The sequence below is a fragment of the Bacillus sp. GB_SG_008 genome, assembly GCF_052038115.1.
GTDB classification, from domain to species: domain Bacteria; phylum Bacillota; class Bacilli; order Bacillales; family Bacillaceae_G; genus Bacillus_A; species Bacillus_A rhizoplanae.
This window is the reverse complement of the sequence record NZ_JBPZSK010000010.1, coordinates 71,076-83,436: the sequence shown is the minus strand read 5'-3', so window position 1 is coordinate 83,436 and position 12,361 is coordinate 71,076. Positions and strand designations below refer to the sequence as shown.

General features: G+C 36.1%; 12 protein-coding genes. 4 read left to right on the top strand and 8 right to left on the bottom strand.

Translation table 11 applies throughout. The features are described 5' to 3' along the window. Positions 1 to 286: 286 nt before the first annotated feature. A complete protein-coding gene (locus tag ACTDJC_RS20115) occupies positions 287 to 610 on the bottom strand; it encodes an iron-sulfur cluster biosynthesis family protein (protein ID WP_253630679.1) in 324 nt (107 codons plus the stop codon). 134 nt (positions 611 to 744) lie between these two features. Between ACTDJC_RS20115 and ACTDJC_RS20110 the strand changes: the two genes are divergently transcribed. Beyond that, positions 745 to 1,647: a Nif3-like dinuclear metal center hexameric protein gene (locus ACTDJC_RS20110; protein ID WP_440604503.1), complete on the top strand. Its 903-nt coding sequence runs from the start codon at positions 745 to 747 to the stop codon at positions 1,645 to 1,647. Positions 1,648 to 1,736: 89 nt separating this feature from the next. On the opposite strand, the gene ACTDJC_RS20105 is transcribed toward ACTDJC_RS20110, so the two are convergent. The 3 genes from ACTDJC_RS20105 to ACTDJC_RS20095 form a co-directional block, all read right to left on the bottom strand. Beyond that, positions 1,737 to 3,575 carry an acyltransferase family protein gene (locus ACTDJC_RS20105; RefSeq protein ID WP_440604502.1) on the bottom strand — a complete coding sequence of 613 codons (1,839 nt, stop codon included), beginning with the start codon at positions 3,573 to 3,575 and terminating at the stop codon, positions 1,737 to 1,739. Positions 3,576 to 3,849: 274 nt separating this feature from the next. Continuing rightward, positions 3,850 to 4,647, bottom strand: coding sequence for a 2-phosphosulfolactate phosphatase (locus ACTDJC_RS20100; protein ID WP_440604501.1), 798 nt, complete (start codon positions 4,645 to 4,647; stop codon positions 3,850 to 3,852). A 165-nt stretch (positions 4,648 to 4,812) separates the two neighbouring features. Further along, a complete protein-coding gene (locus ACTDJC_RS20095) occupies positions 4,813 to 5,787 on the bottom strand; it encodes a phosphotransferase enzyme family protein (RefSeq protein WP_440604500.1) in 975 nt (324 codons plus the stop codon). A gap of 227 nt (positions 5,788 to 6,014) precedes the next feature. On the opposite strand from ACTDJC_RS20095, the gene ACTDJC_RS20090 reads away from it, so the two are divergent. The 3 genes from ACTDJC_RS20090 to ACTDJC_RS20080 are packed head-to-tail and all read left to right on the top strand — an operon-like array spanning position 6,015 to position 8,591. Continuing rightward, a complete protein-coding gene (locus tag ACTDJC_RS20090; RefSeq protein ID WP_440604499.1) occupies positions 6,015 to 7,016 on the top strand; it encodes an ABC transporter substrate-binding protein in 1,002 nt (333 codons plus the stop codon). 11 nt (positions 7,017 to 7,027) lie between these two features. Continuing rightward, a complete protein-coding gene (locus ACTDJC_RS20085; protein WP_440604498.1) occupies positions 7,028 to 7,792 on the top strand; it encodes an ABC transporter ATP-binding protein in 765 nt (254 codons plus the stop codon). Further along, on the top strand, positions 7,785 to 8,591 hold the full coding sequence (locus tag ACTDJC_RS20080) for an ABC transporter permease (RefSeq protein WP_098306581.1): 807 nt from the start codon (positions 7,785 to 7,787) through the stop codon (positions 8,589 to 8,591). The genes ACTDJC_RS20085 and ACTDJC_RS20080 overlap by 8 nt, the downstream gene beginning before the upstream one ends. Positions 8,592 to 8,614: 23 nt before the next feature. Here the strand turns inward: ACTDJC_RS20080 and ACTDJC_RS20075 are convergent, their stop codons facing one another. The 4 genes from ACTDJC_RS20075 to ACTDJC_RS20060 all read right to left on the bottom strand — a co-directional run bounded on the left by ACTDJC_RS20075 (position 8,615) and on the right by ACTDJC_RS20060 (position 12,297). Beyond that, positions 8,615 to 9,013 (bottom strand): RDD family protein, encoded by a 399-nt coding sequence (locus tag ACTDJC_RS20075; RefSeq protein WP_098306579.1) that lies wholly within the window; start codon positions 9,011 to 9,013, stop codon positions 8,615 to 8,617. A gap of 311 nt (positions 9,014 to 9,324) precedes the next feature. Continuing rightward, positions 9,325 to 9,690, bottom strand: a complete 366-nt coding sequence (locus ACTDJC_RS20070; protein WP_098306577.1) for a hypothetical protein — start codon at positions 9,688 to 9,690, stop codon at positions 9,325 to 9,327. Between the two features lie 51 nt (positions 9,691 to 9,741). Then, positions 9,742 to 10,833, bottom strand: coding sequence for a recombinase family protein (locus ACTDJC_RS20065; RefSeq protein ID WP_440604497.1), 1,092 nt, complete (start codon positions 10,831 to 10,833; stop codon positions 9,742 to 9,744). 429 nt (positions 10,834 to 11,262) lie between these two features. Beyond that, positions 11,263 to 12,297 (bottom strand): AI-2E family transporter, encoded by a 1,035-nt coding sequence (locus tag ACTDJC_RS20060; protein WP_098306573.1) that lies wholly within the window; start codon positions 12,295 to 12,297, stop codon positions 11,263 to 11,265. Positions 12,298 to 12,361 lie beyond the last annotated feature (64 nt).

The following is a 12,361-nucleotide window of genomic DNA, read 5'->3' as shown; positions in this document are numbered from 1 at the left end:
TTTTTCACCTCCTTGTTAAGGATATTATACCAAAACCAGAACATACGTTTCTATCGTTTTACTTGAACATAAAATATTTTTTTCGATTCACCTCACCACCTTCACATATGTTTAGGGGTGGGAGTCCTCTCGAAAGGTATGATAGAAACTCTCACCGCTAATTCTCTTACAGACTATTTTCCTTCACCTATCTTCTTTGTCTCCCCTAAATCTTAACGTATACAAGCAGCAAAATAAAAAAGAAGAAAGCAAGTTTAATCCGCTTTCTTCTTTTTTGTTTTACTCATTACACCCGAACATGCAGTTTCATATTTGGATTATAATATTGACTTGGGCTTTTTAATTGAAAGTTTCCTCCTGATTCCTGAAAATCAACAATCAAGTTATCATCCATAAAAACGAGCTTCGTTCGATCTGCAATAAACTGAAATTTGTTTGATGAAATCTCTACATCACGCTCATCTTTTTCAGATACAGCAACTAAGTCAATAATCCCACTCATCACACAGCCGCATCCTTCGTTATCATAAAATAATTTTATATATTTTGCCTCACTTGGAATCATTTCTTTTATTTTTGCATATGCCGCTTCTGTCACTGTAACATTCATTGTTTTTCCTCCTACATATATAACAATTATCCTATTGTATCATTCTTTTTTATAAACTGATCTGATTTATATATACAGAAAATTCATTCAAACGTATAATAAACTTCATATATTTTCCAAAGGAGGAGTTCGTCATGCCACCACTCCAAGACATACAACATCAATTAGATACTTTATTTGCAGTGCACAAATATGGAATAGACCCTGGATTTAGTCGTTTTATTCCAGATGTTTACGATCCAATCTCTTTTCCGTGGCAAGATTTCTTTGAAGATGATTTTGTTACATATTTTAACGGACTCATGTTAAAAGGAGAAGATACTGTTCATAATGTATTTCTAGCTGTCTTTCCAACAGATGAAGTGCTAGATAGGTTTCTTTCTGAAGGAAAAGCTGGAGACTTATTATTTATGCACCATCCGCTTGTCATGGAATGCGGAGACCCGCAAGGCTTACCAGGGCGCGGATTCGTTCCTATTCCAAAGCATTATTTACAAGCAATAAAAGAAAAAGGATTATCCGTGTACACATGTCACGCACCAATGGACCGTCATCAAACGTATGGTACAAGTATCGCCATCGCCAAAGCACTACGTGCATCAGTAATTGAAAGCTTCGCTGAAGGCGATGGATTGATTTGTGAAATTGCTCCAACTCATACAAACGAACTAATTGAAAAAGCAAAAAAGATTTTTAACATCCCGTATGTAGACTTTGAAGGACAAACACGTTCTCACATTTCGAAAATCGCAATCATCGCTGGCTGCGGCGATAAAGTAAGCATGATGCAAGAAGCAGAAGAAAAAGGGGCGCAGGCTTATATTACCGGGGAAGTGCATTGTCATATTGATAACGAATATGGGAAAAAGAAATATGCCATCATGAAAGAGTACATCCCGCATACAAGTATGTCGCTTATTGGGGTCTCTCATTCTGCGTCTGAGTTTTTAGTGAAAAAGACGCTAATGTATGATTGGTTTTCGCAAAACTTTCATGTAAATGTTGTGTTACTGCCGCAGAAGAAATGGTGGTATTAATACAAAAAGCGCTATTCTTTCTGTAAAAAAGAATAGCGCTTTTTCCTACTCATTCAAAAATCACTTTAAAGTCAAAACGAGTGTTTTACCTACTTAATCTCCTTCACTACAAGTGAAGCGTATGCCTCTGCCCCTGTTTTCGTTAAATGGACTCCATCTGGTTCAAAATATTCCTGCTTCCCAGCACTTGCTGAATACCAATCGACTAGTGTGACATTTGAGAAATTCTTCGCTGCTTCTTTTAATCTCTCATTCACCAATGATTCCCATGGACGCGGCACTCTTGTATTAATTAATATAACTTTACGTTCATTACCTATCGATTGAATCAATGATGTGATTTGCTCAGTAGTAAATGCTCCATTTGTACCTAATCCGATAATTACATACTCTCCTAAATTACCCTCTTTTTTCATTTTATCTACCGTGGCGGTTGCTTCAGACATTTGTCTTCCAATCTTCGCATCGATCTTAATATTAGGAAAAGTATTTTTCAAATATGGAGATATGTCAATCATAATTGAATCTCCAATGGCTGTAACTGTTGGAGGTTCTTTAGGCTTCTCAGAAACCGTTCCTTTTTCTTCTTTATTTTGAGCTGGTTTATCAGCTTGTTCTTTTTGTTCCGTTTGTTCTTTTGGTTTTGTTTGCTCTTTTGGTTTCGTTTGTTCTTTTTGTTCTGTTTGTACTGCTTCTATACTAGCTTTTTTAGAATCCGCTTTTGCTTGGCTCCCTGTTAATAAACCGAAACCAGCTGTCACAGAAACCAATAGTGCAAATGCTAAAGCTAGCTTACCACTTAACGCTAAGTTTCTTATGCTTAAGTTATGTAAACGAATATTCTTCAATGCACCTTGACGAATTGGATTTTCGATAAATTTCCATGAAAGCTGCGCTATAAACAGAATAAGAAAAAGTTGAAAAATGGCCCTCGTAAACTGAAATTCTCCAGTACTTACTTGCGGACTTGTCAATGTGATAATCGGATAATGCCAGAGATATATCCCATAGGATCGGACACCCATCCATCGTAAAGGCCTAAACCTTAAAAATACACTAATTCGGCTAGCTGGATGAGCAAGATTCGCTACTAATAATGCCGTAACAACCGAGAAAAGGAACATTCCTCCGCGGTATAGGAATGGATCATATTGATTCGTCTTCCAAAACATAAAGAGAATCACAATAAGAGCAATTCCTCCAATTACATCAAGAGCAAGACGAGCTGACGGGATAATTTTATTAGCAAGCCTACTGCTCGGCCAAATTAAAGCGAGTGCTGCACCAATCAGTAAGGAAAACGCCCTTGTATCGGTACCATAATAAACCCTACTTGGATCAGCGCCCGGTACATACATCAGCGCCATTGCGACAGCTGAAGCAATCGCTCCGAGAAAAATAAGTAGAGTCATACGGGACTGTTTTTTTATATAGGAAAATCCTAGACTAATTATGAGCGGCCAAACTACATAGAACTGTTCCTCAACAGCTAATGACCAAAAATGATTCAGTGGAGCAAGTTGGCCAAAACTATCAAAATATGATATTTTGTGAAATATATACCACCAGTTACTAACATAGAATAAAGCTGCTAACGAATCTCCCCACATTTTTCCAAGTAAAGAACTATGAAAAATTGTAATCCATGCTAAGATTATAACAAGCATGACAAGCATTCCTGGAAGCAATCTCCTTGCCCTACGCAACCAGAAATTTTTCAAATCAATCCTCTTTTTTTCCTTCCATTCAATAACAAGAAGATCGGTAATTAAATAACCAGAAAGTACAAAAAATACAGTAACGCCTAGGAATCCTCCAGGTAGCCACTTAGGATTGAGATGATACAAAATAACACCTAGTATGGCTAGGCCTCTTAGACTTTCTAATCCAACCATATAACGACGATCTTTCTTTAATGGTTCAGGCATTCACAGTCACCTCCCATGTCTCTCCAAGAATTCTATCAATTTTATACTATAACCAGAATATAAACGCATCTATATTTTACGTAATACTACATTTTAAAATGTATCATCAATCATGTAAAGGTTCAACTGAGATACGTGGAATGTGGTTCCGGCACAAGAAATCTACCGAACTTATACATATTGATTCTATCAAATTGAAAAGGATAATTTTTAGAAAATGCTAGTTTATATAACAAATTCCCTTTATCACACACCTATCTTCCTCACTTCTCTCTCAATCTTGAGGTGGGGTCTTACTGCCCAAAAATAGCGGGATAAAATTCACAAACCGATCATTCTGTAAAAATGGTACTACTTGCAGTAGATTTAGAGATGTACTATGTGTTACGTCCTCTGCAAATCCACGTTCACGTAACTCTCGGGCACTCCCACAATCCCAAATGAACTCATTAAGATTGGACTTTGCATATTGAAAAGCACCCATACATAACTGTGCTTCACCTGACTTGCTTCCCTGTAAATTTTCTATAATTGCACCTGCTCCTAAATAATCTTCTATTGCTGGTCTCAGCTCATTTTCATCTTCCTTTGGATCTTCCCAATGTTCTCCGCAAGGGACAACCGTAATATTTGCACCAGTTTGTTTTTGGAGGAGATTCGCAGCTTCCGCAACAGTTGAAGCATTCAGTAAACAGCCAATGAAAAGCGCAGGAACTTTCGAAGCAATCCATGTACAAGACGCACCGTTTAATGAACATAAAACAAATCTGCTCCCCTGATCAGCAGCGTTAAATGTTACCGGGGATAAAGAATGCTTGCCCATTTTCGCTGCTTCTGCCCTGCTTAACATAAGCTCTGCACCTAATTGCTGTGCATACGCTTTTGCTTTTTCATTTAATGGCGGCGGATATGGAAAGATCTCAGCCCCTACATGTAAAGCTGTGACTACTGTCGAAGAAAAACTAAGAACATCTACAATAATCGTAATATCTCCTCGCTTCGCTGCCTCCCTAGCGCCGCGCCGTCCCCATTCTATGCGGCATTGAAATGAAGATTGATCAAAAACTGACATGTATCGTCCTCCTCATTTATTATTTCATTCTCATGTTAGCTGCACGCCGCAAAAAGAAATAGAATATTTTTCAGAATTTTGATAACATATTGAATGAGATCTGTATAAAAAAGCGATGTAATAGCTTACACATTTAGTGAGCTATTACATCGCTTTTTTATCTCCTTACGCAAAACTTAAAAAGTCCACATCTGTATATGGAACCCCTTGCTCAATCCGATATCGCAAATCTTTTAATGTGTAAACCTGCCATTCTTCTAACTTGTCAAAATTCCATACTTCATGAAACAGCGTAAACAAAAAGACTTCCCGCAGTTTAAGAAAAAGCGGAATTTGCTTTAATATTTCTTTATTCATCGTATGTTCTTTATTATATCCTTCTATAAAATACTTCATAAATTCTTTGGGAAAGGATACATGCTCCGGTCTTACTGACAATCCTTGCCACACTGCATGATAAAATGATACGGCAATATCCTGTGCAAACCAACAAAACGAACAATCGTCAAAATCAAAGATCGTTAATGTATTGTCTTGAACAAAAAAGTTTCCTTGATGGAGGTCATTATGGATAAGTCCATATGTATCTCTTTCCTTTGAGAGTACCTGAACTTCTGTAATTATTTTTTCATAGCTTGTGGCTAATGGTTTATTGATTAATAATAAAAAGTTCATAGATTGTATATTCGGTTCCCAGCTTGGCCTCTCATATTTTTCATCATGACTATCATTTTGTTTAGCAATCGCATGCATCTTTCCAATCGTTTGTCCCCAGTTTTGAAACAGCCTCATATTCCATTCTTGTTCATTCGCAACGTTTACAAACTGACCAGGTGCTTTTAAAAATGAAGTAATAAAAAATGCCTCTTCATCTATATCTATTCGTTCTATATCATTTCCGAAACAAGAGGCAACTGGCAAGGAAACATTCACGCCGCCCTCTTGTAAACTGCGTATAAAATCTAGTTCACTTTGAATTTGTTTTACATTTCTGCGAGAGCTCGGTGTAATCCGTAAAATACGCTGTTCCCCTTCATACGTATACTCATATACCTCATTTTGAAATCCGCTAGAGAGCTTAACGCAGCTTTCTTCTTTCCCACCAAAATATTTCAATGCTTGTTTGACTTTCGCATGCATGTCATATACCCCTTCTCTTTTTTCTCCTTTACATATATTAGTTTTCCCTTGCACATTTCCTTCATCTCTTTTAACAAAGTGATACTTCCATTTTTATGACGAAAAAAATGAAATCCGCACATCGTTATTTTTTCTTTTCTGCTCAAAAAATTCCTCCTCTGTCCACTCACATATAGGCATTTACCCACATACATTAAAGTAGATGTATTTTTAGGAGGTGTCATAAATTGCGAAAAGTTCTAGCGTGTTTTTTAATTGTCTTCCTTACTGCTTTTACGTTTGTTGCGTGTAATAAAAAAGAAGAAAGTACAAAAGTAGAGAAAGTACGCGTTGGTGAGGTGACACATTCATTATTTTATGCTCCGCTATATGTTGCTATGGAAAAAGGATTTTTTAAGGATGAAGGGTTAGACATTGATTTACAAACAACTGCCGGCGGCGATAAAACGATGACAGCTTTATTATCAAATGGCATCGATATTGCCCTTGTCGGTTCAGAAACATCTATTTATGTTTATGCGCAAGGGGCAAAAGACCCTGTCATTAACTTTGCGCAATTAACACAGACAGACGGAACATTCCTTGTTTCTCGTAAAAAATTGGAGTCTTTTAATTGGAGTGATGTGAAAGGTACAACTTTCCTCGGTCAACGTAAAGGCGGTATGCCGCAAATGGTTGGCGAATACGTACTGAAAAAGCACGGAATTGATCCACATAAAGATACAAATTTAATTCAAAATATCGAGTTTGCGAATATCGCAAATGCCTTTGCTTCTGGAACAGGTGATTTCGTACAGCTCTTCGAACCAACTGCTAGTATTTTCGAGAAAGAAGGAAAAGGCTACATCGTCGCTTCCTTTGGCGTTGAATCTGGAACTGTTCCGTATACAACCTTTATGGCAAAAGAAAGCTTCTTAAAGAAAGATAAAGCAACTGCGGAAAAATTTACACGCGCTATTTATAAGGCGCAGCAATGGGTCGATACACATAGCCCAGAAGAAATTGCAAAAGCCGTTGAACCGCGCTTTAAAGATACATCAAAAGATATTATGGTGAAAGTTATTGATCGTTACAAAACGCAACATTCGTACGCAACGAATCCATTATTAGATGAAGCAGAGTGGAAACAACTGCAAAGTATTATGAAAGAAGCTGGCGAATTACCGAAAGAAGTACCTCATGACATATTAGTGAATACTTCCATTGCAGAAAGTGTTATTAAGAAGTAGAGGACCGTACAATGAAATTGCTACAGCTTTCTAACGTATCTCATTGCTTCTTCTCAAAAGAAAACGCCAGCCTCGTCTTATCCAATATTTCCTTAACAATTGAGGAAGGAGAATTTATCTCCTTCCTTGGCCCAAGCGGCTGTGGTAAAACAACACTACTTTCCATTATTTCGGGCTTACTGCAGCCAATTGAAGGAACTGTCTTTCTCGACGGAGAATGTGTGACAAAACCAACATCCTCCATCGGCTATATGCTTCAGCAAGATTACTTGTTCCCATGGAAAACGATTGAAGAGAACATCTCAGTCGGCTTACGCATTACAAAAGCATACACATCAAAAACGAAACAACACGCCTTGCAGCTATTAGAACAGGTCGGCTTGCAAGGGGTTGAAAAACAATATCCGCATGAATTATCAGGAGGAATGCGCCAGCGTGCTGCTCTCGTTCGGACACTCGCAACAAATCCGAAAATATTATTACTAGACGAACCATTCTCTGCACTCGATTACCAAACAAAATTAAAATTAGAAGAACTCGTTTTTTCCATTTTAAAAGAATATAAGAAAACATCGCTTCTCGTTACACACGACATCGAAGAGGCTATTGCAATGAGCGATCGCATTTACTTACTGCAAGCCAAACCAGGGCGCATCGCCAAAGTCTTTTCTGTTCCAGAAAACATTCGCTCCCTTTCACCATTTGAAGCGCGTCAGCATCCCGATTTCCCTTCATTCTTCCAGTTAATATGGAAGGAGTTGGAACACCTTGGATAATATAAAAGAAATTCACCAAGACTTTCGAAAACGAGAAATAAAACGGACACTTGCTGTACGAACATTGCAGCTATTCATTCTCTTCCTCTTTTTCGCATTGTGGGAAGTCGCTAGCCGAAACCAGTGGATTGATCCATTATTATTTAGTTCACCTTCTAGCATTCTTCACTTACTCATTACAAAATGGCAAGATAATTCCCTTTGGCCGCACATTTATACAACGCTCTTTGAAACGTGCCTTGGCTTTATACTCGGAACATTTCTTGGTACGTGCATTGCAACCTTCCTTTGGTGGAGCCCTTTCATTGCCCGTGTACTCGATCCATACCTTGTCGTCTTAAATGCAATGCCAAAGGTCGCGCTCGGTCCGATTATTATTGTCATCTTCGGTCCGAATATCTCATCTGCAGTGGCGATGGGTGTCATCATTTCCATCATCGTTACCATTCTCGTCATTTACAGTGCCTTTCAAGAAGTGGACGCCAATTATTTGAAAGTCATGCAAACCTTTGGCGCAAACAAATGGCAATGTTATAAACAAGTCATCTTACCAGCATCGTTCCCAGCCATCATTTCTACATTAAAAGTAAACGTCGGTCTCTCTTGGGTTGGGGTTATTTTCGGGGAACTGCTCATTTCAAAAGAAGGACTCGGCTATTTAATTAGCTACGGCTTTCAAGTCTTTAACTTTACGCTCGTTTTGCTTAGCGTACTTCTCACATGTATTCTCGCAACACTTATGTATGTGCTTGTTGCAGGATTTGAAAAGTTCATTACGCGTACGAAAAAAGCAACCTAACAATGTATAGGTTGCTTTTCATATTAGTCACGAATAACTTTTGTTCCTGCAATAAAATCATGAATAGAACGTTTATCTTTTCGCAGTGCTACCATAAATGCACTTACGATAAATCCAATACCAATTGTAAGTGTATATACAATTCCACCTAATAGGTAGCGTTTTAACGTAGTCCAAATCGTAATTTTCTTTCCATCAATACGTACAATTCGAATATCTAATGCTTTCTTACCTACTGTAAACCCTGCCCATACGACAGGAACAATTAGATAGTATAACGTTTCTAAAATACCTATTATATTATCTGATTTCTCCTTAGACATATCTAACCACATAAAAATTACAAGAAAAGGAACTAACACTAGTCCATCTAAAAAATTAGCTCCAAATCGTCTCCAAAATCCTGCTAGTTGTTGATTCATATTATCTTCTCCATTCTCTTGTGTATTTTATACAAATCTCTCTTTAGATTTTGGATGTATTTATAGATTCTCTTTTCTTGTCCAAACACCCTATCACAAATTTGAATGTTTTTATCAAACGTAAATGAATTAAAAGCGATACTCATGCTTAGACAAAAAAATTCGCATCTCCTCTATATATCACATCCAAAAACTATAACCTTCACAGTATAACAAATTTCGAGGTAACTCGACATTTTATTTTCGTATTATTCACGAATCATAATGTTATACTTATCCCCAATCTCACATCAACGAACAGTACTCACCAATTAAAATTTCATTAACATTTCCACAAGTGGTATTTTAAAAGCACCTAAGAAGATAGGAATGATAAGTGCAAAAACAAGAAATATCCCTTGAACTATCCGCTTTTTCCAGTGAGATTCAGATGCAAATTTTTGATAAAAATAACAAAAAAGAATAGCTGAAAATAAGAATAAGTAGCCAATCAAAGGAGGATACAATTGTGACATTACTATAGGGGGATATTCAGCATTTGGAGCGTCCAAAAACATAGAAACACCGAATACAATTAACAAAAATATCCCCAAGTTAATCATATGAAAAGATCCAATCAATAGAATTACTATTAAAATAAATTTGTTTTTTAATAGATTAGTTAAACTATTATTCATAACTCATGCATTCTCTCCCTTTTGTATAATGTCTTTATCCTGTTTTTCACCCTATGCCTCTTCCACTTCCTCCGAAATTTGCTGTAACCCTGACAGCACTTCCGCTCTCATCTTCACAAGCTCTGGAAATTGATAAAAGAAAGCAATCTTTTGATACTTTAATTCTTGTGATTCTTTCACTTTGCTAGAATCTTGTAAAATAAACGCGGTAAATGTATCAGCAATGTCTTCTGCGACATTCGTTGTTGCATATTCAGAAACAAATTTGTCTTCATGTTCTTTAAAAAACTGCATTTGCGCTTCTAAATTTGTTTCTACTTTTTTCTCTTTCCATTCACTTTCAATTGGTTTCCAAAACTGCTCATAAAATTGATTTACATACGAATCTTTTTTTGTACAGCCTTCTGTTAAAAACAGCGCCGTACATTTTGCTTCATATGCCGAAATGTCTTTTTCCTCTGTAACATCTTTTATATACTTCTGATCCACAGGAATTTGTGTGCTATTCAATGTTAAAACATGAGCAGTTTCATGAATTAACGTTTTCATCACTTCATTTATATTTACGTTAGAATCTAACGCATCTAAACTTATTATCCAGTCTTCAGGATTTTCTGCATTTTGCATAACATGAGCAACAATATTATCGTATCCGTCCGTTACAATATCGAATTCTTTAATATCCTCTCTATATTTTGCTGGAATTAAGAGGCTGTACATGTCCCATAGCGTTTGATGATAATCCATATCTTCATGAGATGCGATCACTTCTTTACTTGCATCTTTATCATCAGCAAATACTTTATATAATCTCTTTTTATCTAACTCTTCAAAATATGGATCTGCTAATTCATCATTATCAATATAATAAGAGGCTAAAAAGAAGTAACGGTCGTCATCTTTTCTTTGTTCTTCATAGGCTGTTAATTGTTCTTTATTTTCTACTTCCGTATATGCTTCTAGTTCAGAAATTCCCTGCATTTTTTTATTAATCTTACTAAGGAATGCATCTCCCTTTTTTATACATTCTTCTTTTGTTTTACATATCTCTTGTTCTTCTGCCACATCTGTTGCTTTACTACAGCTACTAATAAAGCAAATGAATATGAGCAAAAATAAAAAATGAATACGGTGTTTCCTCATAACGTCCTCCCTACACTCTATTATGTCATTGAAATCATAATCAATTTTGACAAGATATACAACAGCACGATTTAACTATTATTCACTTGGTAAAAGTAACTTCATTTAATCTGGACGCCGCCGTCCGCTGCAACTCCCCTACTAACATGCAAAAAAACTCGGCTGTTTCGTAAAACAGCCGAGTTTTTTATCTTTTCTATATTCCAGTATTCTCATTCCCATATTGAGTGATTTTTTCCATTCTCCAAATCCCATATGAGAGTAAGCCTCCAATAAGGAAAAACATTGTAATGGCAGTTATCATTAAAGTTAACGCAGCTTACTTCTTTTCTTAGGATGAATTTTGAGGTGAGGGTATTACTACCCGCGAATAGCGGGATAAAAAGCAATCCAATATACTTGGATTGCTTTTTACGTGCCTTCGAGGTATCATTCTACATCTACATACGATTTCTCCTCATTCTTCACGTCAAGTACATCAAGCAAGAAGATAAAAATCGGAATCCCAATTATTAACCCCCACACACCAAAAAAATGCTCTGAAAATATAAGGATCATAAACGTATAGAAAATTGGTAAATTCGTTTTTGCAGACATAAATTTTGGATTTAAAAAATAGCTTTCAAACGCATGAATGACTGTAATGAAAATTAAAATGTATACTACATATGTAATCCCACCAATATTATAAGCAATAATACAAAGTGGAAATAGCGAAATGATTACACCTGCAACTGGGATGAGCCCAAGCAAAAAAATCATTACTGCTAATACAAGGAGCTGTGGAAATCCTAAAAGCCAAAGTGCAATAACTGAAAGAATACCATTTACAACAGCGATTAAAAACTGTGCCTCAATAACTTTTCCAAATGAACGTACAAATTTCTGTCCAAAATATGCAATCTCATTGTAAAAAATGCTAAGCTTACTATCTTTGAATTTAGAAGTGAAAGCTATAATACGCTCTTTTTCTAACAAGAAGAACAAACTTAAAATAAGGGAAAGAAACATTTGCAAACTTACTTTTCCAATATTAGCTAAAGACTGATAAATAACATCGACACTTTGTTCAATATACTTTGATACTTCCATCTCTTTAATGGTAGAAATCAAATATTTTATAATTTCATTATCAGGTGGCTGCTTAAAAAACACTTGAAACTGATGAATTAACTGTGAAACTTGAACGGTAATGACCGGTAAATATTTATATAACGTGGTAATAATCAACATAACTAAAACAATGTATAAAAAAGCGATAATCACTTTCCTATTTATCCGTACAAAACGATTAAGCTTTTCAGAAATAAACCTTTGAAAATGATCCATTAAAAACGTAAGGATAAAGGTAATCAATATTAAATTAATCATACTTTTTAACCCATATAATATAAGGGTTAAAATTACTAACACAAGCAACCTTTGAAATCCTTTACTTTGAAAGAAATTTTTTATTTGCATCATTAGGACTCGATCTCCCCCTTCAGTGGATAGAAATTCAATATATTCATGAAAACGTTAATCATTT